Source organism: Desulfotomaculum defluvii (assembly GCF_054657375.1).
Genome location: NZ_BAAHYV010000007.1, coordinates 934,148 through 959,217 on the forward strand (window position 1 = coordinate 934,148; position 25,070 = coordinate 959,217).

Here is a 25,070-nt window from a genome sequence, read left to right on the forward strand (position 1 = left end):
AAGCCATCGGCCTTGGGCTAGGGGGGATTCCTTTAGGGTCGACTGTTAGCCTTTAGCTATTAGCTATTAGCCCAAAACCTAAAAGCTAATGGCTAAAAACTAAAGGCTACTGATTGGCTTCTGTCCACTTACTATGAGCACTGGATTCAGCCCCTGCCACATCTGGGATCCGCCCACCTGCCTGGCTCTGGCCACAGTGATATTGACAGCCTCAGTTTGCTGATAACCCTTAGCCGCTAGAAATCTTAGTACCTGGGGTCCTGTTTCCAGGGTTATGGCAGTTGCCACCAGCCAACCACCAGGCTTGAGCTTACGGTTAGATGTCTCCAGAATTTCTGTCAGAGCACCGGCACTGCCGCCGATAAAAATACGGTCCGCCGGCGGCAGCTTTTCCATTGTTTCAGGGGCAAAACCCGGTACCAGACGAACATTAGTAAGTCCGAATCGCTGGGCATTGGCTTCCACCAGTTCATCGGCAGTTCCGTCCTTTTCCAAAGCATAAACAGTGCCGTTTTTTATCTGGAGGGCACATTCTACCGTCACACTGCCGCTCCCTGCCCCTACATCATAGACCACAGCACCAGGGAATAATTTCATTTTTCCAATGGCAATCATGCGTATTTCCTGTTTAGTTAGGGGAACGTTGTTTGACTGCTTAAAAAGATGATCCGGTATACCAGTTGTTGTATAGGGCCATTCCACTTTAGACACCGATAACCACCACGCAATTCTCAAATTTATGGTTAGACTCTGCCAAAGAGGTCAAGTTTCCCCGGAAAATAGTTTCATTGGCGTAGGAAAGATTACAACCCACTGAAACCGGCAGGGTACTGTAACCACTGGCCAAAAGTTCCCTGGCTAAAGCCTGGGGAGTATTTTTAGCATCTGTTAAAACTGCTGCCGTAATTCCTGCCTTAACGATGCTGGCCAACCGATGATCCTCTCTGCCGTGGCGGCTTAGAATCACAGCATCCTGCCAGGGGGTTTTAATTCTAGCAAACATTAACTGCACAGAGCTAATGCCAGGAATAAACTCTAAACAATTGGCCGGCAGCTTTTCCGCCAGCGTAGCAGCAAAACTATAAATTCCTGTATCCCCGGATACCAGCACCACCAGACGGTTGTGTTTATATTTTTGCCGTATAAATTCTATTGCAGGCTCCAGATTTGCAGCCAAGGCATAGGTTTCTTGCTCTGGGCGGGCAAACTGTTCCAATAGCCTGTGGCCCCCCACCACCACTTCTGCCTGTAGTATAGCGGCAGCCCCAGCGTCAGTTAGGTACTCAGGTCCACCGGGACCCACACCAATTACTTTGATGATATTTTCCATCCCAGTGCCCCCCCAATTTCTTTGGCTCCTTCATCATAACCCACAATTTCACCGCTGAGGGCATACATGACCGTTCCCACTTTGAACTTTTCCCTTACATAGCCCGCAGCCCTCTGACTGGCCGCTGCAGCCAAATTTTCAAAGACCCGGGACAAATCATGACGCTCTAAAATAGCTACGGCCTCTTCGGCGGTATTCATGTTCATTAACAATTCAATTACGGAACGGGGTGCTCCCAACAGGGCCGCATGGGCAGCAATGGTTTCCCGCCGTCCATCGGCAAGCTTGCCTAGGGTGTGAAAAATACCTGCAGCTATCTTAACTAATTTACCCAAATGACCCAGTAAAAGTACCCCTTCCACAGACCTTTTGGCACACTCTTCCAGCATGGTACCGATAAAATTACTGGTTTCGATGACGGCCTCAGAAGGCAGGGCCAATTCCGCCGCCTTTTTAACCCCCAACCGACCAGGTGTCAGTACCAGTAAGCTGTGTCCTAGGGCCAATGCCTGATCAATCTGTGGTACCAAAGACCGTCGGTAGGCATCCTCAGACATGGGCCGGACAATGCCGCCAGTGCCCAAGATGGAAATACCACCCACAATCCCTAGCCTGGGATTCATAGTTAGATTTGCCACTGATTCCCCCTCAGGCACGGCTATGACAACCCTTGCCCCCTGATCTGGCCCCAATATTTCCCCTACTTCCTGTAGAATCATCTGCCTGGGTACTGGGTTGATGGCCGATTCCCCCACTGGCACCGACAGGCCAGGCTTGGTCACAGTTCCTACCCCCTTGCCCCCGGATATCTGAATTTCTCCGGGCTGCAACGAAACTTCAGCCACAACGGTCATGCCGTGGGTCACATCTGGATCGTCGCCGGCATCCTTTACCACTGACCCTCGGCATAACTGACCTTCCTTTTCCACCTTGTCTATATCTATTACTATCTGACCACCGTCGGGTAAGGAAATAGAAACCTTTTGGACAATAATACCCTTCACCAAGGCTAGAGTCGCCGCCTTGGCCGCTGCTGCGGCACAGGTGCCGGTGGTAAAGCCAGATCTTAACTCATGTTTATATTCTTGCATGATTTACTCTCCAGGCCCTGTATTTTTGGCAGGCCGTTAAAAATTTTAGGGCAGCCCCAGGGTTATAGCGAAAATGGATGTGGACATAGGAAGCCAATATTTCCTTGCTGGCATAGCCTTCACCACGCCCTTCCTTGCCACGTCCTCCGGTTAACTGATAAATATGAGTTGCAGCAGGCAGGTCCTCCATGGTGGACCAATGAAACTCATGTCCCTTCAGAATCACACCAGGGTCCCCCAGTAAACAGGTTTTTGTTAACCTAGCTTGGACATAACCAAGGGCCGCCAAACGCTGTCCCATTTTTACCCTAGCGGGTACCAATCCCACCCCAGCAAAGGATTGTCCAGCCAGATCGGTAATACTCTCACACAGATACATGAAACCACCACACTCTGCATAAACGGGCATTGCTTGCTGTTTACGTTTTACTATCTCTTGCTTTAATAATTGATTAGCTGATAACACAGGTAAAAATTGTTCAGGAAATCCTCCACCAATATATATTCCATCCACATCCTGTGGTAATTTTGTATCTCGCAGGGGACTAAAAAATACAAGTTCGGCCCCTAATTCCACAAGGTAATCAAGGCTGTCTTGATAATAAAAATTAAAGGCTTCATCACTGGCCACTGCTAACCTCACACCGTTAAATGACTTTGCTGCAGGCAATATTTCACTATCTCTCAGCTCCGGTGCCTGCTGGGCTAAAATCAGTAGCTTTGTCAAATCGATTTGTTCTTCAACTAACTGAGCCAAGACTGCTAGGGTTAGGTCTAATTCCTTATTTTCTGCTGCGGGCAGCAATCCCAAGTGTCGCTGGGGCATCACAATATCCCTTTGTTTGACCAGTGCCCCCAGCAAAGGAATACCCAATTCCCCTTCCAGCACCTCTTTAATAAATTGTCTATGACCTTCACTGCCTACTCCGTTGGCAATAACTCCACACACCTGCAAATTGGGGTCAAAACTACGATAACCATTAATTAGGGCCGCAGCACTGCGGGCCAACCCCTGGGCTGAAAAAACCAGAACCACAGGTGACTCAATAATTTTGGCCACCTGGGCTGTACTACCCCTTTCCCCTTGCCCCTTGGCCCCGTCAAATAAACCCATGACGCCTTCCACCAAGGAAATATCCATTCCCCTTGCTCTTCTAACAAATAACTCACGTACTTTCTCCGTTGAGCCCATCCAACTGTCAAGGTTATGGGAAGTGACACCAGCAGCTGCTTTGTGGAGACCCGGGTCTATATAATCAGGCCCTACTTTGAAGGGTTGTACCCTAATACCCCGCCGTCGGAAAGCTGCCAGTAACCCTAGGGTTAGGGTTGTTTTTCCTACGCCACTATGGGTTCCGGCCAGAACAATTCTTGGTATTTTCATAGTTGACTCCTGTTTGAATATTCTATCTTTTTAATCAGGGTTAGTAACACAAATTATAGTATAAAATTTATGGCAATTCAAGGAAAATTAACCAAGGTATGGTTTCTCTTTTTTGGTCTATCCTTCACTAACCCCTGCCTCTGCAAATGTAGCCATTTCGTTAATGATACGTAAGGCAGATTCGATAATTGGGAAAGCTAAGGCGGCACCTGTGCCTTCACCCAATCTCATTTCCATATGCAGAATAGGTTTTAATTCTAACTTCTGCATCATGATACGATGACCTGGTTCTTCTGATACATGGGAGGCAAACATGAACTTTCGGCTTAAGGGTGCCAGGGCTATTGCTAGCATAGCTGCTGCACCGGAGATAAAACCGTCCAGTACTACCGGAATTCCCGCCGCAGCGCAACCCAATATAACTCCCGCCATAGCACCTATTTCTAAACCACCCACTTTGGACAGCACATCTAGGCCATCATTGGCATCGGGAAGATTAACCGCCAGTCCCCGCTTAATCACTTCTATCTTATGCTGCAGCCCTTTGTCATCTATACCTGTACCTCGACCTGTAATTTCCTCCGGAGCCACTCCTGTAAGGGCAGCTAATATAGCGGCGCTGGGAGTGGTATTACCAATACCCACCTCACCAATACCAACCAGAGCCGGACGTTCTTTTACTTGCTGATGCAGAAGGGTAATACCAGCCTCAATGGATTCAATGGCCTCTTCCCTGCTCATGGCAGGGCCTAAGGTAAAATTATCTGTACCAGACTTTACGCGACAGGAAATAAGCCCTTCCTTTTCCAAAGGGGGTCCAGTGACTCCAACATCAGCTACCACAACTCTAGCACCAGCCTGGCGGGCCAATACATTGATACCTGCACCACCCTGTAGGAAGTTAAAGATCATTTGAGGAGTTACTTCCTGGGGAAAGGCACTGACCCCTTCGGCCGCAACCCCGTGATCTCCTGCTAATACCAGAGAAACTTTCTCCTGTGGAAGTTTCGGCAATGGTAACCGCTGGATACCTGCAATTCGCCAGGCAATCTCCTCTAATATTCCCAGGCTGCCGGGTGGTTTGGTCAGTCTGTCTAACCTTTGTCGAGCCTGTTCCTCACAGGACTGGTCCGGTACTTGAATCTTAGACAATGTTTCAGTTAATAAAGACATTATTATTACCTCCTTCATTTTTGTGGACTACTAGAAAAACAAAAAAATTCCCAGCCTTAATAGGCCGAGAACTTTTCCATCATTCTCAAAATTCATATTTTTACAGGCAGGTCTCCTGACTTGCGGTCATTGCCTGATACCCGCCTTCCCAACCTTGGGTCAGTGGCTAAATGGGTAACAGCCTATCGCTTACAGTGGCGGGACCGTTCGGGAATTACACCCGATTCCCTATTCTCCCCTAGGGGCACCTGGAAAAATTATACTTTTTTAGTATTTTATCGTTATTTTAAGTTTTAGGCAATATATTTTTTATTGCTGCATTATATATTATTATTACTAATTCCAAAAAGCCATAAGTTTCAGAATAGTATCAATATTTTGTATTGGATTAATTGGATTTTTATGGACATAATGGAATATATATGTTATGATGGCACCATAATTTAATACCTTAAATGTTTGGTTCCCCTGCGGGGCTTAAAAGGGAATCGGGTGTAAATCCCGAGCGGTCCGGCCACTGTAACAGGCTAGTTTGTTTCATGTTTAGACCACTGGTTATGCTGGGAAGGTAGAAGCAAATTATAACCTGAGTCAGGAGACCTGCCAAACAAAAAACTGACCCTCCCGAGGAGAGGCAAGCAGTTATACCGGGGTTACCTGGTTATTTTGCTCTGCCTTAACCTTTGTTAGTTAAGGTTTTTTATTTTAAAAAGGTGGTTTTTATGATGGAAAAAATAGCTATTCTTTTGGTCACCTTTGGCACCAGCGTAAATCAAGCAACTGCTGCATTTAAAAAACTTGAAGATAAAGTCAGAGCAGTCTTCCCCGCTATAGAACTACGCTGGGCCTATACAGCCAAAAGCATTCGTGGTGCTTTAGCCCAAAAAGGTATCCTGATAGACAGCCCTATTACTGCTTTAGCTAAGCTCCAAGATGAGGGCTATACTCGGGTGGTGGTTCAGTCAGTCCATATATTACCAGGTCAAGAGTTTTATGATCTGGTGAATGTGGTAGAAAATATGTCCCACCTACAAGGTACTGCCGGAAAGCAGTTTCAAAGTAAAATAGGCAAATTTGGCTTTCATCAATTATCCCTGGGAGCACCACTACTTTATCATCTAGTAGATTACCAGATGATTGTAAAGTATTTAAAAGACCTGGTTCCTGCAGATCCACAGCATGCACTGGTATTGGTAGGACATGGCAGCGATCATCATAGCTTTAGTGCCTATGGTTGTCTAAATGATATGCTGCGTCAAACCTATCAAAATGTTATGCTCGGCACCATTGAGGGTTATCCATCAATAGATGATGTAAAGGCTGATCTTGTTAAGAAGGATTATAAACAGATAACCCTGGTCCCCTTTATGAACATTGCCGGGGATCATGCTCTCAATGATTTGGCTGGGGATGAGCAAGATTCCTGGCAAAATGAACTGGCGGAAAATTATCAGGTAACAACCCTTCTTAAGGGTATGTTGGAATACGATTATATCGCTGAAATCTATATTAACCATATACGACAGGCCTATGACAAACTCCTTAACTAGTTAGTAAAAGAAATAAACTCAAGTACCGGACTAATAGTCGAAACATTGGGATTATTGTAAAAGGAGGCATCATTATATGAAATATTGGGGTACTGCCCTTTGGGGAGCTTTCTGTATATTATTCTTTACTCCCAATACCGCCTATGCCATGCATATAGCCGAAGGATTTTTACCTGCTGGTTGGTGCTTATTTTGGTTGGCCCTTTCAGTTCCCTTTGTACTCTGGGGGATGCGATCCATTCACAGGACCCTGCAGATTAATCCAAATCTAAAAATGCTGCTGGGCCTGGCAGGTGCCTTTGTATTTGTTCTTTCCGCTTTAAAAATCCCTTCGGTTACTGGTAGCTGTTCTCACCCCACTGGCGTAGGGCTGGGTGCTATTTTGTTTGGACCTGCTGTGATGAGTGTTCTGGGCTGTATTGTTCTGTTGTTTCAGGCTCTATTACTGGCCCACGGCGGCATAACCACCCTTGGTGCTAATGTGTTTTCCATGGGTGTTATGGGTCCCCTAGTTTCCTTTGGGATATACCAACTACTTAAGAAACGTAATGCAAAGGTTGCTGTTTTCCTAGCCGCTGCTCTGGGCAATATGACAACCTACTTGGTTACTTCCCTCCAATTGGCAATGGCTTTCCCTGACAGTACAGGCAGTTACCTAGTTTCTCTATATAAATTTACGGGTATTTTTGCCATTACGCAAATTCCATTGGCCATAACAGAGGGATTGTTGACTTTATTTGTATTTAACCTCCTGAACAATTACAGGGAAGAACTTCATTATGGATTATCTAAAAAAGAAGGGAGCGGTCCCTATGATTTCGTCAACTAAAAAACTTTCCTCGAATCGATTATTAAACAGTGTACTTTTGGGAACAGTGATCATTATATTCCTAATACCACTATTGTTTCTACCCAATGCCGAATTTGAAGGTGCAGATGGTCAAATTGAAAAGGTAATTATACAGGTAGATCAGAACTATCAACCCTGGGTTGAACCACTTTGGGAACCTCCTAGTACCGAAGTAGAAAGCTTTCTTTTTGCTCTTCAAGCAGCAATTGGTGCGGGAATTATGGGCTACATCATAGGCTTCTGGCGTGGAAAAAGAAAGGCGGCAAAAAAATAAGGTGTTTCTTGATCGAATTTCTTATGCTAGTCCTTTGGGGCAGATCCACCCGATGGAAAAATCTTGCTTTGCCATTGTCACAATGGCCATTTGCATCTTAGCCAATTCAATAACTTTATCCATTTTGGTCATGTTTATCATGATTGGGGCCACCGTTTTTCTCGGTCAAGTGCCCTTGTATTTTTATTTAAGGCTCCTGTTACTCCCTCTTACATTCCTTTCCTTAGGAACCTTAAGTGTTGCTATAACAACCCTATCCCCAACGGATGCGATTATCTGCAGTTGGAATATGCTAGGCTACCCAATGGGCATAACCTCAGAAACCCTGCGGGCATCCCTTATCATTTTATCTAAGTCCCTGGGATCAGTTTCCTGTTTGTTCTTTTTAGTTCTTACAACTTCTATGCTGGATATCATCGAACTGTTACGAAGGCTTAAGGTCCCGGAATTAGTTTTAGAACTGATGCTATTAATCTATCGTTTTTTATTTGTACTCTGGGACAATGGGCAAAGGATCTACAATGCTCAATCAGCAAGGTTAGGCTATGCCTCAGGCAAAAAGGGTTTACTTTCTATGAGCATGTTAGTTAGCAGTCTCCTGCTTATCTCTCTCCGTCGCTCCAGGGAGCTGTCCTGGGCTCTGGATGCAAGGGGATATAATGGCTTCTTAAAGGTATTAGGTCAGGATTTTACTTATTCCAGAAGAAATATTATCATCATTTGCTTTATTGAACTATTTTTAATATTGGTAGCATACAAAGTCAGGAGTATTTTATAATGTCGGACATTATTTTAGAAACTCGCAACCTCCATTGTCAGTATGCAAATGGAACCATAGCTCTACAGGGTATATCTATTGCTATTAAAAAGGGAAAAAAAATTGCCCTTTTAGGTACTAATGGGGCAGGAAAATCAACCTTGCTCCTTCACTTAATAGCTTTATTAAAACCAACCTCAGGAAATGTTTTTTTCAAGGGAAAAGAATTGAAATATGACCGCACTTCCTTAGCCACTTTGCGCAGCCAAGTGGGTCTTGTCTTCCAAGACCCTGACAGTCAATTATTTGCTCCCAGTGTTCGTCAGGAAGTGTCCTTTGGCCCTATTAATTTGGGACTATCAAAAAAAGAAGTAAAAGAACGGGTTTTTAGTTCCCTTGAACTAAGTGGCATCCCTCACTTGGCTGACAAGCCTGTGCACTTACTGAGCTTTGGTCAAAAGAAGTTGGTATCAATTGCCGGTGTTTTGGCCATGAACCCAGAGTTACTGATTCTGGATGAACCAACTGCTTCATTAGATCCACAAAACTCAATAGAAATCATGCATCTGTTAAATAAACTCAATGAGAAAGGTATGACAGTTATTCTGGTAACCCATAATGTGGACGAAGCCTATGGCTGGGCAGATGAAATCATATTAATGAAAAACGGACTCATCACCGGCCAAGGAACTCCAGAAAACATATTATCCCAGGATCAATTGTTAGCAGAAAATCACCTTACCAAGCCTATTATATTAGAAATTTTTAATTCTCTGCAGTTGGCGGGTTATCTAACGAAAAATTTACCTATTCCCCGTACCAAGGAGGCTTTGCTGACTCTTATCCAGAATAATGCTGCTGTAAAGATCCACTAGTTATAGGAGGTTAATATGAAAGGAATATTCTATGGTATTGGCGTAGGACCGGGTGACCCGGAGTTGATTACATTAAAAGCTGTTCATATTTTGCATAAGGTTGATGTGGTTATTGCCCCTCGCACCAGTACACGGGCTAAAAGCACAGCCCTTAATATTGCACGGCCCCATTTAAAAGAACATACAAAAATACTTGAATTAATCTTCCCTATGGTGGACGATGAGTTTAAATTAAACGAGGCCTGGGAAAGCAATAAGTTAACGATCCTGGATCTTTTGAAAACTGGTAATAATGTAGCCTTTTTGACTCTGGGCGACCCTATGCTTTATAGTACATATATCTATATTTTAAGGCTACTGTCTAAGCACCCAGTGGAAATAAAAACGATTCCCGGTATTACTTCCTTTGCAGCTTCTGCCAGTCGGGTTGGTTTTCCCCTAGCCGAAGGTGATGAGATACTAACCATTGTTCCTGCTACCTGTCAAGAAGAGAAGTTAAATCAAGCCTTAGCATTAGCTGATAATGTTGTTTTAATGAAGGTTTCTAGAAACACCTCTAAACTAATCAATGAAATGGCTACTCATCATTTGCTGGACCATGCGGTGATGGTCAGTAAGTGTGGTCATGCCGATGAAACTATTCATTTTGATCTAAAAAGTCCAGAACTAAAGCCAACCTATTTGTCTACCATATTGGCGAAAAAAAAATCTGATGGAAGCAGATAAATTTTTCAGCCCCTGAATGTCAGGGGCTGTACTATTAGAGTTAATCTCCTTACTGGTCTTGTTTTAGCTCTTTGATAAGATCTTGGATTGGTTCCACATCTTTTCCTTGGTCTAGGGCAGATTGCTTGGCATTTTCCAACATACCAATGATGTTTTCAATTTTGTCAGAGGAAATCTTACCATTTTGTGAGGCAGTTTGGATAAAACCTTTAATATCTGAGGCAAATTTAACAATATCGTTTTGAGTTTCCATAAGCATCCCCTTCATCTTTATTGATGTTACACTCTACTACTACGTTCACAACTACATCCACAATCCTTTGGGGTTACCTCAATCTGTTCCACAGAGTAACAAGTTAATTTTTTTCCTGTAACTTCTTTCTCTTGCTCTTGATAGTCAAAGACTCCATTTAAGACAAAGTCAATAAACCTTACCGCCTCTTCGGGGTCTTCAAAGGCAATGGGTTCTTTAAAATCGCTGTGGGATTGAAGAAGACCGGAACTATCAACCAATTCGCCAGAAATATTATTGCGAACAAAAAACAACGGCAACCCTCCATGCTATGTTTAATACATATTATTGACATTTAATAAAAAATACACACATCCCGGTTTACCAGGTTGTGTGTTTAAATGGGAAGCTAAACAATTTTTGTGGTCCAATCCTCTAGATTCCATATTTCAGTTACCCAATCCTCATAAAAATCAGGTTCGTGAGAAACTAGAATAACGGTTCCTTTAAACTCTCTGAGTGCTTTCTTTAATTCTTCTTTTGCATCAACATCCAGGTGGTTGGTTGGTTCATCCAATAATAGCCAATTTACATCCTTTAGCATTAGTTTACATAACCTAACCTTAGCATTCTCTCCACCACTTAATACCATCATTTGACTGGTAATGTGTTCGTTGGTAAGGCCACATTTAGCAAGGGCCTGACGGACTTCGTAATTGCTAAGACCCGGGTAATCTTGCCATACTTCTTCCATAGCGGTATTACTATTATTCCTGCTGCTTTCCTGTTCAAAATAACCAGAAAATATACTTTCTCCTAGCTTTACTTCTCCCCCAAAGGGTTTAATTTCACCCATTAGGGTTTTTAACAAGGTAGACTTACCGAGTCCATTGACTCCCCTAATTGCTACCTTTTGATTTCTTTCTAGAAGTAGATTCAATGGTTGAGTTAGGGGTTCATTATAGCCTAATACCAGATCTTTAGCCTCGAAAATAACTCTACCGGGAGTTTTAGCTATATTAAATCTAAAGGTAGGCTTAATTTTTTCCTTTGGTTTCTCTAAGATCTCCATTTTGTCCAGCTGCTTTTGCCGGCTTTTGGCTCTGCCAGTGGTGGATATGCGGGCTTTATTACGTGCAATAAAATCCTCAAGTTTTTCTACTTCTTTTTGTTGCTTTTCGTAGGCCTTAAGTTCTTGTTGTTTTTTTAATTGGTGACCCTGGAGAAATTGATTATAATTTCCTGCATATCTAGTCAGAATACTGTTTTCCACGTGATAAATTACGTTAACGACATCATTCATAAAGGGTACATCGTGGGACACCAAAATAAATGCATTTTCATAGTTGGTTAAATACCTTTTTAACCATTCAATATGTTCAAAATCCAAATAGTTTGTTGGTTCGTCTAATATTAATATGGTGGGGTTTTGCAGAAGTAATTTGGTTAAAAGAACCTTAGTTCTTTGGCCGCCGCTAAGATCAGTGACATCCCTATCTAAACCGATATCAGCTAAGCCTAAACCGTTGCTTATCTCCTCAATCTTTGCATCTATGGTATAAAAACCATTGTGTTCTAATATATTCTGGATATCTCCAACATCTTCCATCATTTTATTTACTTCAGCCTCAGAGGCTTCACTCATTTTATCATAGAGTTGTAGCATTTCAGTTTCCAGATCAAACATACCTTGAAATGCTTCTCTTAAAACTTCACGAATGGTTTTACCCCGGGTTAATGTAGTATGTTGATCTAAGTAACCCACTGTAACACGGTTGGACCACTCTACCCTGCCTTGATCAGGAGTTAATTCACCAGTAATAATAGCAAGAAAGGTAGACTTTCCCTCACCGTTTGCTCCCACTAAACCAACGTGCTCTCCCTTGAGTAAGCGAAAGGATGCGTCCTCCAAAATGGTTCTGCCACCAAAACCATGGGTTACATTTTCTACTGTTAGTACACTCATATAATTCTCCTTTTATCTTAGGGGTATTCCTTATAGGTCTGCCATGAGCCATGAGCCGTGGGCCATGGGTTACAAAATGCAAACGAGGCTTTAGATCAGTGCCCTTGGCCTATTGTATTCATTAAATATTATTAACTGTTTAACCAATAGTTTATTTGGGGAAGATCTGATCCCTTTAAAAATACCCTGAAATTATAACATAAAATATAAAAGAACAACAAATTAATTATCTAACAGTGTACTATGAAATGCTTTTATTTTAGTGTCTTTGGCTCATGGCACATGGCCCATAGCCACTTGTATTTTCACCATAGGTCTGTGAAAATAATATGAATAGGCTGAGAGCAGGAAAGGAGGAAGATAATGACGGTTTTGAAGGATCGGATGAGGGAACTGGAACAAGCTTTTAATTTAACAACCCACACAGTTTGTGAGATTGCCAGGGATTTTAAGATGGAGATGTTAGCTGGTCGATCTGGCCAAGGGTCTTTAAAAATGCTACACACTTATATAGCCCCTCCCACAGGTAAAGAACGGGGTGATTATGTAGCAATAGATTTTGGTGGCACCAATATTCGGATACAGTTAATTAGTCTGATGGGAGCAGGCCATTATAAAGTAAAAAAGACTTCTTCCTTCGCCTTACAGGACCCTGCTGGTACATACGACTACACCTCTGAAAAGACCTCTGCTGAGGAACTATTTGATTTTATTGCCCAGCAAATAGCAGATTTAACCAAAGATTGTTCTGCAAACCTCCTAGGACACACCTTTTCTTTCCCTACCCAGCAAATAAATATGTCTAAGGCCATATTATTAAACTGGACAAAGGAAATTAAAACAGGGGGTATTGAAGGTATGGAGGTAACCTCTTTTCTAGAAGCTGCCCTCGCAAGGGTTCCCCTAAAACATCTAAAGCCAGTGGCGATTTTAAACGATACCACTGCTACTCTCCTAACTGCTGCCTATATGAACCCCTATGCCCATATTGGCTCTATTTGTGGCACTGGTCATAATACTTGTTATTTAGAATTTGTTAACCCCCTTGGAAAAGCTCCCATGATCATAAACTTAGAGTCTGGTAATTTTAATAAATTTCCCCTTACAGTCTTTGATAAAAAACTAGATGAAGCCAGCGAAAAACCAAATCAACAATTGTTAGAAAAAGCAGTGTCCGGAAGGTATATTGGAGAAATAACCCATTTAATCATAAAAGATTTGCTGGAAGAAAAACTTCTTTTTATAGGAAATGACAGAGCTATAGATACTGTAAAATCAATTTCCGCACCGGAAATTGCACTTATAATAGAAGATCAAACCCTAGATCTATCCAATGTTGCTAATTGGGTCAAGGAAAGATGGGATATTCAGGCTTCTCGGAAAGACTTAATAGCACTTAAACAAATCGCCAGCATGGTTACTCTACGGGCGGCTCGCTTAATAGCTGCTACTTTTATTGGTATTTTGTTACATCTTGACCCTGAATTAAAATCACGCCATGTCATTGGCATTGATGGCTCGATGTTTCAAAAAATGCCTTACTTTGTAGATCGTATTCTGAAGACAATTAATGAAGCTTTTCAGGATAAAAACATACATATTAAGATGGTACATATATATGAAGGTTCTAGTATTGGTGCTGCCCTTGCTGCTGCAAGTTACTCCAACTCTATAAAATAAGGACTTAGGTTATATGCAACGTTTAATAACGAAACTAAATTTCTCAGCTTGTCTAATATCTTCTTCTGTCATTTCAGCTAAAAGGTTATAGGTTCTTTGTTTATTAAGCTTAAATTCTCCGTTAATATCGTAATAGCGATTCCCTATCTCGCTAACAACGTGAAGGGGCAAAAAATCTTTTTTGGCTAAGTTATTCGAGTTACGGCAAAAACCTACTTTATAAGGCTTTGCTTCAGGAAAAACAACTTTCATAATTAAATGAAAGCGGTAGCAACCCCCTTGGGTGAATATTTTTGTCATATCCTTAGGGGAAGTATCTTTTATTAACTGGATAAAATCTAACACATGATTATGTATGGGGTATTGATTAGTCAGCAAAACCCCCTCCTTCTGTTTTTAGATGTAAAAACAGTAGTCTCATCCGGTTAGGTTTCCTGCTGTGATTAATTGATAAGATTATATGGGAAATGTTTGGTTAGTGAATATGTGAATGGACAGTAAGAAAAAGTATTTGTATGGATAATTCTTTATATTTTTTTAAAATCCTTTTATATTAGTAATAATAGCCGGGTTTTTACCCGGCTAAGAGTTCATAATTGGAAGGTTAACTTGCTAATCAATTAGTTTAGAGCTTTTGTATTTTTCAAAGTCTATCACCTTAGGACGTTTTTCTTCGGAAAGGCCAGATAATAGTACAGTAAGATTCAGTAAAAGATTAACTTCCTCTGGTTCATAGAATATCTTGCCGCAAGAATCACATTTGTAAGCCTTTACACCCTTAATATCCACATGGTATTCTCCCCACTTGGCATAATATGTTTCCCTGGTACTTTGCATTGACCCATTACAGGAACAATTCATTATGACCACCTCCGAACATGTAATATAATTAAATTCTTCATATTTTTATCTAACCCTTTTATTTAAAAGAATATGCCTAAATAAAAGGAAACTTGCAGCCAATAAAGAATAGTATCCAGAGATATAAATTAAACATTTGAAACGCCATTAGCTTAAGGAAAATTCTTTATGACCATGGCCCCTATGCAAGCCATGCCTATAAGCAGACGGCTGAAGGCAGAGGGCTGATGGCTAATTTGGAGGTGTTAGATCATGGAAGAAAAAGAAAGATTATACGTGGATTTAATGATGGACCATATGCCGGAGGATTGTGAGGCTTTAGGTCTAAAAAAACACGGTTATTTGAATGAGCAGATGCAGTTGACGCCAAAGGCCTATACATTTATTGAAGATTTTCTAGCCTCCAAAAAAGAGGTTGTACTTTTGGCCATAAAGGAACTGGGCCCTGAAGCAAGGAAGAGTGCTATTATGAAATACGCCGATATTAGACAAATGGGTACCTTGGCAGATGTCATTAACAAGCTTGTGCAAGAAGGAAAAATCAAAAAAGAAAATGGTAAATTTTATCCCCTGGCATAAAGCCTAATAGCATAAACATTAAAGTATTTACGTTTGGGGTTGCACATACGCTTATATTTGTTAAATTTAAATGTAAAAAAAGTGTCGCTTACCTACTAAAAAGTAGTTTTGCGACACTCCTTTTTTATATCTAAACCAACAACTCTTTAACCATACTGCTGACCAGTTTACCGTCTGCTTTTCCTTTGACCTTAGGCATTAATGCCCCCATTAATTTGCCCATGTCTTTAGAACCCTGTGCGCCGGTTTGTTGAATGGTTTCCTGAATCACAGTTCTTAATTCCTGTTCTGATAGTTGAGCCGGCATATATACCATTAAAATATTAATTTCTTGCTCAATTTTTTCCACAGCTTCCGGACGATTTGCCTTTCTATATTCTACCAATGAGTCCCGTCTCATTTTAATTTCCTTTGCTAGGATGTCTAATACTTGATCCTCAGTAAGCTCTTTTCTGCCATTAATTTCTGCATTTTTTATTGCTGCATTGGCCATCCGAATTGTATCTACTTTTAATTTATCTTTTGCTTTCATTGCTATTTTTAGATCATTCATTAATTTATCTTTCAACGAATTCATCCTTTCAAGGTGATTTGAATCTATTATAGCATCAGAAGGCAGAAAATACCAAGTAATCTTCTATTGGTTACCTGTTTCGGCTTGGCTAGGCTTTTGATTATCGGGGTTATCAGTGGGAAGATAGCTGGGCGCAGAATCGATACTTTCAGGTTTATTTATGGTTTTATCTTCTTGATTATTTATTGGGTTCGTAACTGGACTGCTGGGTATCTCATTGTTATTATTTACCTGAGTTGGGTTTTCACTAGGGTTTTCTTTCTCCGATTCCCTGTTAATATATTGCTGGCTCATTGGTATATATGTGGTATAAATTGGACTGGGTTGATTAATGATGTTTTTATTAATCAATGTAGTTATGTATTCACGCCAGACTGGTGCTGCTAAATCGCCACCATGATAACCATAAACAGGTTTGTTGTTGCTATTACCAATCCATACAGCGGTAGAGATATCTTTATTCATACCCACAAACCATAGACTTCTGCTATCGTTTGTAGTACCTGTTTTACCAGCTTCATGGCCAGATATGTTAGCTCTTGTTCCAGTCCCTCCCCTCACAACCTCCACAAGTATTTGAGTTATAATCTGAGCAGTTCTAGGGGTAATAATTTGTTTATGTTGAGATTTATGGTTATATATAGCATTTCCATTCTTATCTTTGATTGTTTTAATCATATAAGGCTGGTTATAGATTCCTGAATGGGCAAATGTGGCATAGGCAGCAGCTAGTTCAACCGGCTTAATGCCATAATACATTCCACCAAGGGCTATGGCTAGATTGCTGTCCTTTTCACTGATGGTCGTAATACCAAAATTTTTCAGATTTTCTACTACATTTTCAATACCAAAGGAATTAACGACTTCAACAGCAGGAACATTCATGGAGTGTTTCAGTGCAACACATATTGAAACATCAGATTGAGTGTTGGATGATACAAAATAGTTTCCAAAACTTCTTGATCCTGCATGCAATATTGAGTTCTCATTTATGATTCCTTTATCCAATGCGCCAGCATAATGTAAAGGTTTGATTGCTGAACCTGGTTGTCTGGGGAGTATTGCCAAATTGTTCTGGTCAGTTGTAAAATCACTGCCACCAACTAAGGAAATGACGGCTCCATCTTGGTTATTGACTGTCACAATTGACATGTTCTGAGCAGAAATTCCTAAGTTTTTAAATTGGCTGACTCTTTTTTTAACTATTTCTTCTGCAATTTCCGTTGCCCTGGCGTCAAGAGTTGTTATTACCCTTAGTCCACTGTTATATACTTTTTCTTTACCATACATATTAATTAACTGTTGAATAACTACTGATGTAAAGAAAGGATATTTATATAATTCCTGAGTTGTTTTTATTTTAACATTATTAATCTCAACATTTTTATTTCGGATCAGGTCTGCCTCGCCCTTTGTAATGTATGCCAACTCTAACATTCGATTTATCGTGTCTAACTGACGAATTCTGTTTTCTGCCCGATGATAGATGGGTTCCAGTTGGCTGGGTGCCTTAGGAATACCGGCCATTACCGTTGCCTCAAGTAGAGTAATTTCACTTGCTGGTTTGTTAAAATATTTATTGGCAGCGGTTTCTATGCCATAACAACCATTTCCAAAGTATATTTCATTTAAATACATTTCTAATATTTGTTCTTTTGTAAACTTATTTTCTAAATTTATGGCCAGAAGCATTTCGGTAAATTTCCTCGAAAAAGTTTTTTCCGGTGACAAAAATAAATTTCTTGCTAATTGTTGTGTAATGGTACTTCCGCCTTCGATAGCCTCCCCGGATAGGATATCTTTGCACAGGGCTCTGACAGTCCCAATAAGGTCAACACCAAAGTGATTATAAAATCGATGATCCTCTATGGCAACTATAGCATTTTGCATAGGTTTAGAAATTTTATCTATTGATACATACTCTTTATTTAGATGATAAAGATATGTGAGTACCACCCCGTCTGCAGAATAGATCACCCCCCTTTTGCTTGTATCATAATCAAAGGTATCCATACCGTATAGTTTTGAAATACGATAATATTGGTAGTAGGTCCAAAGAGATAATGAGAAAATGAGAAAAGCAAAGATAGCGGCCCCAATGATTAATGTTTTTTTTCTTATAGTCCAGTTTAGTACCTTAATCTCTCTTTGAAGATCTAGCGGTTCCTGATCCAAAACCAATCTTCCCCCAATCTTGTTAATAAGTTTGTTTAAATATATATTTCCATTGGGGCTATTATTTGACTGATTGATTAAAATAAAAAACCGGCCTAGGCCGGTAAAAAATTAAAATTTAAATAAGTTGAATTATAAAGACTATCCCGACTAAGGCAGTAAAAATGAGGAGTTCTATTATTGGGCTAACGGAAAAAATTTTAAATAAACTAAAAATTGCTCGGACCAAAGTTTATGCACCTCCTTGAAATATGATTTTATTATTTACTTTAGGAATATTTCAGCCGAGATTTCAATTTTTAATCATTTAATATATTATTTTCTATCCATACCTTAAGCTCTTGATTAATCTTATACATTTTTTCCTTTGTTACTTCTTGTTCTTTAATAGCAGCTTCTAACATTTCCAGGGGAGGTTGCTCTCCTAGATGATTACAATTTATACCAAATGGGGTAACTTTATATATGGCGAGCTTTGGAGATTCCCATGCATCTATTACAAAGGTAACTTTTTTCACACGGTTTTGGAATTCATTCTTGAAATCATAGTCCCAATCAATTAACTCTTTTAGTTTTGATAAAGCCATAATACTTCCTCCTTTTGTGCCATTATTCTTCAAATACTTCTATAAATTAATTTTAAATCTTTTATAAATCTGTTACAACTCTTATTTATCTTAAATTAAAGGGAATAATAAATCTGCAGAAATTTAGCAGGGAGGATTCTTAGATGACTGAACAATCGAATGTTATAAATTTAGAACAGGAGACTGTTAATAAAAACACTGAATTGTTCGTTAACATTACTACAATTATTGGCAATTTAATTAATAAAGGTCTAGCCAGTTTATCTTTTAACTATGGTGATTGCGCTATTTCCTTTAGTCCCACAACGGACGTCCATCAGGCTTTTTCTCAATACTCAGTGGAAAAAGTTCAGTCAATAACTGATGAGGTCATAGACCTTACCTTAAAGCTATTAGAGGAGCAAGAGCAAACTCTATTAAAACAAGCCAAAAGTGATGGAAAAACAGTTTTTGAAATTACAAAGAAAAGAATTGATGTAGTAAATAAACATATTATTAATAATAAACTTAAAAGTGCATATACCTTTTATCAAACAACCATTGGAAATGTTTTGGATCAATTTATTGCCCAAAAGATTATTAAGCCTCCCAGCGAGACTTATCCTTCAATAGAAACTATCATGGTCAAGATTTCAACTAAAGATAACATAAATAATTCAGAAAGGAAAACCATAAGCTTTGAGATGTATGGTGAACAAATAGATGATATGATTGCTATTTTGTCAAAAATCAAAAAAGACATTACATTAAAAAGCAATCAGGAACCTCAATAGGGTTCCTGATTGCTTTTTATGTTATAAGATTTATACTAATCCTTCGTGCAATAAGACATGGGAGTCAATTATTTCACGATAGTATTGAGCCAATTTAGCGGCACACTGTTGAGAAGATAGTATCTGAACAGTGGTCTGAGCATTATGACTCATTTGTTGCCTTAGATTAATGTCATCAAGTAATTTTATAATCCTTTCGGTAAACAATTGGATATCATGTGGAACCAGAAAGCCATCCTTATCATTTTGAATCATGTTGGATACTCCAAAGGCATCTACAGCTATTGTGGGTAAACCTGCTGCCTTTGCCTCAGCAATAACAATTCCCTGAGTTTCTGTTAAAGAACCAAAAACAAACAAATCTGAACCACAATAGGCTTTAATCAAATTCTCACGACTAATTCTCCCGGTAAAAATTACGCTTTTCTCAAGCCTGAGGTCGATAGTAAGATTTTTTAGATTAGCCAATTCAGGGCCATCCCCCACTATCACCAATTTTGTAGATGGATAACGAGAATTCACTAAAGAAAAACTATGTAAAATAAAGGGAATGTTTTTTTCTTTGCCTGCTCTTCCCACGAATAACAAGACAGTATCGCTGGGATTAATACCATAGGCTTTTTTAATCCACATTTTGTCTTGATCAGCAAATTCAGCTAGATTTATGCCTGTTGGCAACCACTTAACCTGGGCTTTCACACCCATATTTTTTATATGGCGTGAAATTATTTCAGTTGGAGTAATGACTAATTGACATCGATTGCAAAATTCTACACAAAATTTACGGATTAGTTCTTTGCTGAAATTCTTTCCTATTGGGGCGTAATGGCTATATTGGTCATACAAGGTATGGTAGGTAAATACTAAAGGTACACCAAAATCCTTTGCTATCTTTGCTCCTAATCGACCTAGGATAAAAGGTGAATGGACGTGGACTATATCAAGGGGGTTTTCTTTAATAAAGTTATCTAGACCCCGTGCAAAGGGAATGGCTAGATAAAAATCACGATTTGTCAAGGAAGGTATAGATGGAAAACGATAAACAGTTTCTTCCTTGGCAATTCCTGGGTAGTTTGGGGCAAAAATAATGACTTCATGGCCTAAATTTTTTAATTCTGAGGTAAAAAGCTCAATGGAACGTACAACTCCACTGACATAAGGTGTATAGCTGTCTGTAAAGATCCCAATTCTCACAAAAACACTCCCTAAAGTTCACAACTAGTAACAGTATTAACAAAACCAGTGTTTTTGTAAACATATATGCTTAACCTTAGTGTCTTGGATTTTTTTGTACTGCTTTTATACTATTTATAATGGCAGCAACTATCTGGGCCTTTCCACCAATCTGCTCTATGTCCACCTTTGTGTAAATACCACCTTTATCAGTTACTACATAGCGGGTTGGCAGATTATTAAGGGTAATAGCCATAATATCCAACCGACATCTAGCACAAGTACATGTTCCAGGATTTTTTTCTGCATATTTATTTAGTACATCATCTAACATGTCTTCTACAGCCAATTCGGTATAATTTTTAATCATACTATCTCTCCGTTCCTTTTAATCACCAAAGGATATACCAATTTTACGTGCACAGGACAATAAATCGCCCTTCACATCTACCTTTCTTATTCCTTTAGCAACCTCGGCTAAGGCCACCGGTTTAAGATTATCTCCATCCATTGCCACTACATAGCCAAATTGTCTTTGAGCAATTAAATCCATTGCAGCCACGCCGTATCTTGTAGCAAGAATACGATCATAGGGAGTAGGGCTACCTCCCCTCTGTAAATGGCCTAATACAGTTACACGACATTCAATGCCTGTCAATTTCTCCAGTTCCTTCGCCACAACTTCCCCAATGCCTCCTAAACGAATAGGATCGGAACTCTGAGTAACATAATTGTTGATCACCATTTCCCCATCAATTGCTCTAGCACCTTCAGCAACTACCACAAGACTGAAACGTTTATTATGAATTAATCGGTCGTCAATTTTTTCAATTATTTTATCAAAGCTAAAAGGTATTTCAGGGATAAGAATTACATCAGCCCCACCTGCAATACCAGCATGCAATGCAATATGTCCTGCATACCTTCCCATGACTTCTAATACAATTATGCGGTGGTGGGATTCTGCTGTAGAGTGCAGTCTATCTAAGGCTTCAGTTGCAAAGGCATAGGCTGTATCGAAACCAAAGGTTTTTGCCTGACCCACAGCAAGGTCATTGTCAATTGTTTTAGGGCAGCCTACAACCTTTAAACCTTTTTGGGCAAGTTCGTAGCCAATGGACAAAGAGCCATCTCCACCAATGATTATTAGTGCATCTGCATATTTGTGAATGATTTCAATACATTCGTCAGAGCGATCCCTAGATATACCTTCAGCCACTTGGTAAGAAAAGGGGTTGTCACGGTTGGTTGTCCCTAGAATTGTGCCACCGCGGGGTAATATTCCGGAGACTTCGGCCTCAGACAGCATCGTAACATGTTTTTCTAAAACCCCTTTAAAGCCATCACGAAAACCAATAACTTCAATTCCATATTCTCTTACGGCTGTTTTCACAATGGCCCTAATTACAGCGTTTAAACCAGGGGCATCCCCCCCGCCTGTTAGGACTGCAACACGTTTAACCAAAAACCTCACTCCTACTTTTTAACTTATTTTACCATGGTTTGAAACATATTGTACAAAGTAATAAAAGTAAAAAAGTGTATAAATTCTAACCTGCAATAAAGTTACGATACCAAAAAAGGGAGTGTCGCATGCTACATAATAAAGTAGTTTTGCGGCACCCCCTTATTGCTGTTATTGAGTAACTGATCTTTCCTCTAATTGAGATAGAATGTCCTTAAGCTGATTTATCGATTGACCATAACCTGCCCAGTCTCCTACCTTAAGCTTTGCTTGAGCATCATCATAAATTCGATTTGCTTCTGAAGCTAATTCTTTTACAGTTTTTTGAGATGTTTGTTGTTGAATATCAGGTTGGTCTATTCCGGGATCTGTCCCTTGCTGAGGAGGACTTACATTTTGAATGGCATCCTCACCGTAAATCCTTTGTATAGCCAATTCTAATGTCGGCTCCATAACAATCTTATCTCCAGCAGCCACAATTACCCTACGTAATTCTGGCATTTTGCTTTGCTCAGATTGCAGATACAAGGGTTCTACATAAATTAGTGAGTCCTTTATAGGGATAACTACTAAATTACCTCGAATAACATTAGACCCACGCTGATCCCAAAGGGACAATTGTTGGGATATGGTTGTATCCTGATCAATTCGAGCTTCAATTTGCATTGGTCCGTAAACAAGTTCCTGTTTTGGGAACTCATAGACCAGCATCTTACCATAGTTCTCTCCATCGGAGCGGGCAGCTAACCAGGAGATCATGTTCTTTTTATTTTGCGGGTTAAAGGGAATTATGAGCATATATTCAGGCGTTTTCTCTCCAGGTAACACCGTAATGACGTAATAGGGTTCCATAGGTTTCTCTTCATTACCAACCTTTTCAGTTGGTAAAGTCCATTTATCTTCCCTATTATAAAACACTTGTGGGTCTGTCATGTGGTACAAGGTGTACATACGGGATTGAACAAGGAACAAATCCTCTGGGTAACGAATGTGTTCCCTTAGATCCTCGGGCATTTCAGAAAGTGACTTAAACATGCCCGGGAATATTTTAGCATAGGTTTTAATTAATGGATCCTCTACATCGGCGATGTAAAAATTAACAGAACCATTATAGGCATTCATGGCAACTTTTACTGAGTTTCTAATGTAATTGTGACCTTGGTTATCAAAGGGCTCAGCATAGGGATACATATCACTGATGGTATAAGCATCCCACATCCAATAGATCTCACCCTGTTTATTAATAACCGGATAGGGATCACTGTCATAACTGAGGAATGGGGCAATCTTAGGTATACGATCTTTGATATTCCGATACATTAGTACCTGACTATCATTGGTGATATCACTTGTTAATAATAACTTATAATCAGCCAAGGTAATGGCTATCAGAAGTTTTCTAAAAATAGAGTTAACTTTTACACCCCCGTTGCCCTCATATTTGCTGTAGGCATTGCCATCTCCCTTGGGGTAGTCAAACTCTTCGGTTTTTGTGTTAACAATTACATAGCCATCATTAGATTCCCCATAATATATCTCTGGTCTTGCAACTTTAATATTTGTAGATGCCACAGGTGGAATATCCTTTAGAAAGAAATGTGGCAAACCCTCTCCAGATACTTCGTTAACCGGACTCATGGCAACCCCATAGCCATGGGTGTATTTTAATCTTTGGTTAATCCAGGTTTGTGCCTGTTCAGGTAACTGTTCTTGATTCATTTCCCGAGTAGCTAGCATAATCTGCCGGTATTCCCCATTAATCTGATAGCGGTCAATATCAATATTTTTAAATTCATAGTAGAGACGCATTTCCTGCAGTTGACTATAGGTCTGCTGCAGAGGTTGCCAATCCCAGAGACGTATATTATCTATGGTATTTTTATTTTCCTGGATGTCTTGAGACTGGAGAGTTCTCCCAGCAGGAAAATCCTTTTGGTCAATTTTATCCAGATTATAGGCTTGCTGAGAAAACTTAATGTTATTTGCGATGTATGGTGCTTCACGGTTAAATTCGTTTGGTAAAACAACAAACTTTTGAATGACACTTGGATAAACAGTACCTAGGACTATTGATGTGACAAGCAAACCAACTATGGCATAAACAGTAATTCGAAAGCGTTTCATAAAGATATTAGCAATAATGATTAACGCCGTCAGTATGCTAAGTACCATTAGCACTTTATATGCTAATAAGCTTGCGTGAATATCGGTGTAGCCTGCCCCATACACAACGCCACTGGATGAAAAAAGAAGGTCATATTGGTTTAGGAGATAACCCCAGGACTTTAATACAAAAAATAAAGCTGCTAAGACAGATAAATGGTACCTAGCTGAGGGGAAGCGAAATATCTTAGTTAGTCCACCCCTGGCTGTATCTGTGACAAGGTATACCAATGCCACTAATACAACGTTTAATAGGATGGCAGATGCCAAAATCCCAAAAACAATATGCCAAAATGGTAAACTAAAAAAATAAAAACTTATATCTTTATTAAAAACTGGATCTGTTGTACCGAATGAAGTTTGATTAAAATAATTAAGGATAGTAATCCAATCCCCGGCAACAGACGAGCTATAAAGGAATGCCAAAATTGCACTAACAGCTACAAAAACCCAGGTTAGACGCTGGGGAGTAATCTGTTCACGCCAATCCGGAAAAGGTGTTTGATTAATAGTTATGACATTATCGTCATCTTGTTGAAATGGTCGGAATGCTTTAGCTGACTCGATTGCTTTTACTACAGAGTTGCGAGTTAACATCAAGTTAATCAGCAGTAGCGCGAACATAAAAAGTCCCACCAAGGTTCGGAGACCAATTTGAGAAACAAGTATTGTTACAAAAACTTGTTGATAATTAAGAGCCTTAAACCATATCCAATCAATATAGAGCCCAGCTCCCCAGCCCACTATTGAGATTAATAAAGTTACAGCTAAGATAATGAGACCTAGGGATAACCGAGACTTTTCTTTCACGACAACACCTCCAGAGTCAAAT

At 39.9% G+C, this 25,070-nt stretch carries 26 protein-coding genes and 2 riboswitches; of the genes, 9 read left to right on the plus strand and 17 right to left on the minus strand.

The window, feature by feature from the left end; all coding sequences use genetic code 11:
- Positions 1 to 99: 99 nt before the first annotated feature.
- From cbiT to cobT, 5 genes are all read right to left on the minus strand, one after another.
- Positions 100 to 711, minus strand: coding sequence for a precorrin-6Y C5,15-methyltransferase (decarboxylating) subunit CbiT (cbiT, locus tag ACYQ03_RS11660; protein WP_459910106.1), 612 nt, complete (start codon positions 709 to 711; stop codon positions 100 to 102).
- Positions 704 to 1,330 carry a precorrin-6y C5,15-methyltransferase (decarboxylating) subunit CbiE gene (cbiE, locus tag ACYQ03_RS11665; RefSeq protein WP_459910107.1) on the minus strand — a complete coding sequence of 209 codons (627 nt, stop codon included), beginning with the start codon at positions 1,328 to 1,330 and terminating at the stop codon, positions 704 to 706. Before cbiE ends, cbiT begins: the two co-directional genes overlap by 8 nt.
- Entirely contained in the window at positions 1,309 to 2,421 is a 1,113-nt protein-coding gene (gene cbiD / locus ACYQ03_RS11670) for a cobalt-precorrin-5B (C(1))-methyltransferase CbiD (protein ID WP_459910108.1), read from the minus strand. The genes cbiE and cbiD overlap by 22 nt, the downstream gene beginning before the upstream one ends.
- Positions 2,408 to 3,805, minus strand: a complete 1,398-nt coding sequence (locus tag ACYQ03_RS11675) for a cobyrinic acid a,c-diamide synthase CobB (RefSeq protein WP_459910109.1) — start codon at positions 3,803 to 3,805, stop codon at positions 2,408 to 2,410. The genes cbiD and ACYQ03_RS11675 overlap by 14 nt, the downstream gene beginning before the upstream one ends.
- Positions 3,806 to 3,922: 117 nt before the next feature.
- Positions 3,923 to 4,978, minus strand: coding sequence for a nicotinate-nucleotide--dimethylbenzimidazole phosphoribosyltransferase (gene cobT / locus ACYQ03_RS11680; protein WP_459910110.1), 1,056 nt, complete (start codon positions 4,976 to 4,978; stop codon positions 3,923 to 3,925).
- Positions 4,979 to 5,066: 88 nt separating this feature from the next.
- A riboswitch (cobalamin riboswitch) is annotated at positions 5,067 to 5,245 on the minus strand.
- Positions 5,246 to 5,421: 176 nt separating this feature from the next.
- A riboswitch (cobalamin riboswitch) is annotated at positions 5,422 to 5,600 on the plus strand.
- 100 nt (positions 5,601 to 5,700) lie between these two features.
- Here cobT and ACYQ03_RS11685 point away from each other — a divergent pair.
- From ACYQ03_RS11685 to cobI, 6 genes are all read left to right on the plus strand, one after another.
- Positions 5,701 to 6,528: a sirohydrochlorin cobaltochelatase gene (locus ACYQ03_RS11685; RefSeq protein ID WP_459910111.1), complete on the plus strand. Its 828-nt coding sequence runs from the start codon at positions 5,701 to 5,703 to the stop codon at positions 6,526 to 6,528.
- 76 nt (positions 6,529 to 6,604) lie between these two features.
- On the plus strand, positions 6,605 to 7,357 hold the full coding sequence (locus ACYQ03_RS11690; RefSeq protein WP_459910112.1) for an energy-coupling factor ABC transporter permease: 753 nt from the start codon (positions 6,605 to 6,607) through the stop codon (positions 7,355 to 7,357).
- The gene (locus ACYQ03_RS11695; protein ID WP_459910113.1) at positions 7,341 to 7,652 is read left to right on the plus strand and encodes an energy-coupling factor ABC transporter substrate-binding protein; all 312 of its coding nucleotides are present in this window, start codon (positions 7,341 to 7,343) and stop codon (positions 7,650 to 7,652) included. Before ACYQ03_RS11690 ends, ACYQ03_RS11695 begins: the two co-directional genes overlap by 17 nt.
- Before the next feature lies 1 nt (position 7,653).
- Complete coding sequence (cbiQ, locus tag ACYQ03_RS11700; RefSeq protein ID WP_459910114.1) at positions 7,654 to 8,430, plus strand: cobalt ECF transporter T component CbiQ; 777 nt, start codon at positions 7,654 to 7,656, stop codon at positions 8,428 to 8,430.
- A complete protein-coding gene (locus ACYQ03_RS11705; RefSeq protein ID WP_459910115.1) occupies positions 8,430 to 9,284 on the plus strand; it encodes an energy-coupling factor ABC transporter ATP-binding protein in 855 nt (284 codons plus the stop codon). The genes cbiQ and ACYQ03_RS11705 overlap by 1 nt, the downstream gene beginning before the upstream one ends.
- 15 nt (positions 9,285 to 9,299) lie before the next feature.
- Positions 9,300 to 10,010: a precorrin-2 C(20)-methyltransferase gene (gene cobI, locus ACYQ03_RS11710; RefSeq protein ID WP_459910116.1), complete on the plus strand. Its 711-nt coding sequence runs from the start codon at positions 9,300 to 9,302 to the stop codon at positions 10,008 to 10,010.
- A gap of 49 nt (positions 10,011 to 10,059) precedes the next feature.
- On the opposite strand, the gene ACYQ03_RS11715 is transcribed toward cobI, so the two are convergent.
- The 3 genes from ACYQ03_RS11715 to ACYQ03_RS11725 all read right to left on the minus strand — a co-directional run bounded on the left by ACYQ03_RS11715 (position 10,060) and on the right by ACYQ03_RS11725 (position 12,208).
- Complete coding sequence (locus ACYQ03_RS11715; RefSeq protein WP_459910117.1) at positions 10,060 to 10,263, minus strand: hypothetical protein; 204 nt, start codon at positions 10,261 to 10,263, stop codon at positions 10,060 to 10,062.
- Positions 10,264 to 10,289: 26 nt separating this feature from the next.
- Positions 10,290 to 10,556 (minus strand): hypothetical protein, encoded by a 267-nt coding sequence (locus ACYQ03_RS11720; protein ID WP_459910118.1) that lies wholly within the window; start codon positions 10,554 to 10,556, stop codon positions 10,290 to 10,292.
- Between the two features lie 95 nt (positions 10,557 to 10,651).
- Positions 10,652 to 12,208, minus strand: a complete 1,557-nt coding sequence (locus ACYQ03_RS11725; protein WP_459910119.1) for an ABC-F family ATP-binding cassette domain-containing protein — start codon at positions 12,206 to 12,208, stop codon at positions 10,652 to 10,654.
- Positions 12,209 to 12,571: 363 nt separating this feature from the next.
- Here ACYQ03_RS11725 and ACYQ03_RS11730 point away from each other — a divergent pair, with 363 nt between their 5' ends.
- A complete protein-coding gene (locus ACYQ03_RS11730) occupies positions 12,572 to 13,888 on the plus strand; it encodes a hexokinase family protein (RefSeq protein ID WP_459910120.1) in 1,317 nt (438 codons plus the stop codon).
- 9 nt (positions 13,889 to 13,897) lie between these two features.
- On the opposite strand, the gene ACYQ03_RS11735 is transcribed toward ACYQ03_RS11730, so the two are convergent.
- Together ACYQ03_RS11735 and ACYQ03_RS11740 are read right to left on the minus strand one after the other, a co-directional pair.
- A complete protein-coding gene (locus ACYQ03_RS11735; RefSeq protein ID WP_459910121.1) occupies positions 13,898 to 14,266 on the minus strand; it encodes a hypothetical protein in 369 nt (122 codons plus the stop codon).
- Between the two features lie 234 nt (positions 14,267 to 14,500).
- Entirely contained in the window at positions 14,501 to 14,749 is a 249-nt protein-coding gene (locus tag ACYQ03_RS11740) for a YgiT-type zinc finger protein (protein ID WP_459910122.1), read from the minus strand.
- A gap of 252 nt (positions 14,750 to 15,001) precedes the next feature.
- Here ACYQ03_RS11740 and ACYQ03_RS11745 point away from each other — a divergent pair, with 252 nt between their 5' ends.
- Positions 15,002 to 15,328: a hypothetical protein gene (locus ACYQ03_RS11745; protein WP_459910123.1), complete on the plus strand. Its 327-nt coding sequence runs from the start codon at positions 15,002 to 15,004 to the stop codon at positions 15,326 to 15,328.
- Positions 15,329 to 15,458: 130 nt separating this feature from the next.
- On the opposite strand, the gene ACYQ03_RS11750 is transcribed toward ACYQ03_RS11745, so the two are convergent.
- The 3 genes from ACYQ03_RS11750 to ACYQ03_RS11760 all read right to left on the minus strand — a co-directional run bounded on the left by ACYQ03_RS11750 (position 15,459) and on the right by ACYQ03_RS11760 (position 18,664).
- Positions 15,459 to 15,905, minus strand: coding sequence for a GatB/YqeY domain-containing protein (locus tag ACYQ03_RS11750; RefSeq protein ID WP_459910124.1), 447 nt, complete (start codon positions 15,903 to 15,905; stop codon positions 15,459 to 15,461).
- Between the two features lie 60 nt (positions 15,906 to 15,965).
- On the minus strand, positions 15,966 to 18,077 hold the full coding sequence (locus ACYQ03_RS11755; protein WP_459910125.1) for a transglycosylase domain-containing protein: 2,112 nt from the start codon (positions 18,075 to 18,077) through the stop codon (positions 15,966 to 15,968).
- Positions 18,078 to 18,376: 299 nt separating this feature from the next.
- The gene (locus ACYQ03_RS11760; RefSeq protein WP_459910126.1) at positions 18,377 to 18,664 is read right to left on the minus strand and encodes a DVU0772 family protein; all 288 of its coding nucleotides are present in this window, start codon (positions 18,662 to 18,664) and stop codon (positions 18,377 to 18,379) included.
- A gap of 143 nt (positions 18,665 to 18,807) precedes the next feature.
- Here ACYQ03_RS11760 and ACYQ03_RS11765 point away from each other — a divergent pair, with 143 nt between their 5' ends.
- Positions 18,808 to 19,437, plus strand: coding sequence for a hypothetical protein (locus tag ACYQ03_RS11765; protein ID WP_459910127.1), 630 nt, complete (start codon positions 18,808 to 18,810; stop codon positions 19,435 to 19,437).
- A gap of 30 nt (positions 19,438 to 19,467) precedes the next feature.
- On the opposite strand, the gene ACYQ03_RS11770 is transcribed toward ACYQ03_RS11765, so the two are convergent.
- From ACYQ03_RS11770 to ACYQ03_RS11785, 4 genes are all read right to left on the minus strand, one after another.
- Complete coding sequence (locus tag ACYQ03_RS11770; protein WP_459910128.1) at positions 19,468 to 20,631, minus strand: glycosyltransferase family 4 protein; 1,164 nt, start codon at positions 20,629 to 20,631, stop codon at positions 19,468 to 19,470.
- A 76-nt stretch (positions 20,632 to 20,707) separates the two neighbouring features.
- Positions 20,708 to 20,980, minus strand: a complete 273-nt coding sequence (locus tag ACYQ03_RS11775) for a late competence development ComFB family protein (RefSeq protein WP_459910129.1) — start codon at positions 20,978 to 20,980, stop codon at positions 20,708 to 20,710.
- A gap of 18 nt (positions 20,981 to 20,998) precedes the next feature.
- Positions 20,999 to 22,075, minus strand: coding sequence for a 6-phosphofructokinase (locus tag ACYQ03_RS11780; protein ID WP_459910130.1), 1,077 nt, complete (start codon positions 22,073 to 22,075; stop codon positions 20,999 to 21,001).
- A 171-nt stretch (positions 22,076 to 22,246) separates the two neighbouring features.
- Positions 22,247 to 25,048 (minus strand): UPF0182 family membrane protein, encoded by a 2,802-nt coding sequence (locus tag ACYQ03_RS11785; RefSeq protein WP_459910131.1) that lies wholly within the window; start codon positions 25,046 to 25,048, stop codon positions 22,247 to 22,249.
- Positions 25,049 to 25,070: the final 22 nt, after the last annotated feature.

Coding starts and splice junctions, on each gene's coding strand:
- ACYQ03_RS11775 (WP_459910129.1), bottom strand. CDS start 20,980: ATGATTAAAAATTATACCGAATTGGCTGTAGAAGACATGTTAGATGAT.
- cobI (WP_459910116.1), top strand. CDS start 9,300: ATGAAAGGAATATTCTATGGTATTGGCGTAGGACCGGGTGACCCGGAG.
- cbiD (WP_459910108.1), bottom strand. CDS start 2,421: ATGCAAGAATATAAACATGAGTTAAGATCTGGCTTTACCACCGGCACC.
- cobT (WP_459910110.1), bottom strand. CDS start 4,978: ATGTCTTTATTAACTGAAACATTGTCTAAGATTCAAGTACCGGACCAG.
- ACYQ03_RS11750 (WP_459910124.1), bottom strand. CDS start 15,905: ATGAATTCGTTGAAAGATAAATTAATGAATGATCTAAAAATAGCAATG.
- ACYQ03_RS11745 (WP_459910123.1), top strand. CDS start 15,002: ATGGAAGAAAAAGAAAGATTATACGTGGATTTAATGATGGACCATATG.
- ACYQ03_RS11685 (WP_459910111.1), top strand. CDS start 5,701: ATGATGGAAAAAATAGCTATTCTTTTGGTCACCTTTGGCACCAGCGTA.
- ACYQ03_RS11730 (WP_459910120.1), top strand. CDS start 12,572: ATGACGGTTTTGAAGGATCGGATGAGGGAACTGGAACAAGCTTTTAAT.
- ACYQ03_RS11675 (WP_459910109.1), bottom strand. CDS start 3,805: ATGAAAATACCAAGAATTGTTCTGGCCGGAACCCATAGTGGCGTAGGA.
- cbiE (WP_459910107.1), bottom strand. CDS start 1,330: ATGGAAAATATCATCAAAGTAATTGGTGTGGGTCCCGGTGGACCTGAG.
- ACYQ03_RS11760 (WP_459910126.1), bottom strand. CDS start 18,664: ATGGCTTTATCAAAACTAAAAGAGTTAATTGATTGGGACTATGATTTC.
- ACYQ03_RS11725 (WP_459910119.1), bottom strand. CDS start 12,208: ATGAGTGTACTAACAGTAGAAAATGTAACCCATGGTTTTGGTGGCAGA.
- ACYQ03_RS11740 (WP_459910122.1), bottom strand. CDS start 14,749: ATGAATTGTTCCTGTAATGGGTCAATGCAAAGTACCAGGGAAACATAT.
- ACYQ03_RS11690 (WP_459910112.1), top strand. CDS start 6,605: ATGAAATATTGGGGTACTGCCCTTTGGGGAGCTTTCTGTATATTATTC.
- ACYQ03_RS11705 (WP_459910115.1), top strand. CDS start 8,430: ATGTCGGACATTATTTTAGAAACTCGCAACCTCCATTGTCAGTATGCA.
- ACYQ03_RS11765 (WP_459910127.1), top strand. CDS start 18,808: ATGACTGAACAATCGAATGTTATAAATTTAGAACAGGAGACTGTTAAT.
- ACYQ03_RS11695 (WP_459910113.1), top strand. CDS start 7,341: ATGATTTCGTCAACTAAAAAACTTTCCTCGAATCGATTATTAAACAGT.
- ACYQ03_RS11715 (WP_459910117.1), bottom strand. CDS start 10,263: ATGGAAACTCAAAACGATATTGTTAAATTTGCCTCAGATATTAAAGGT.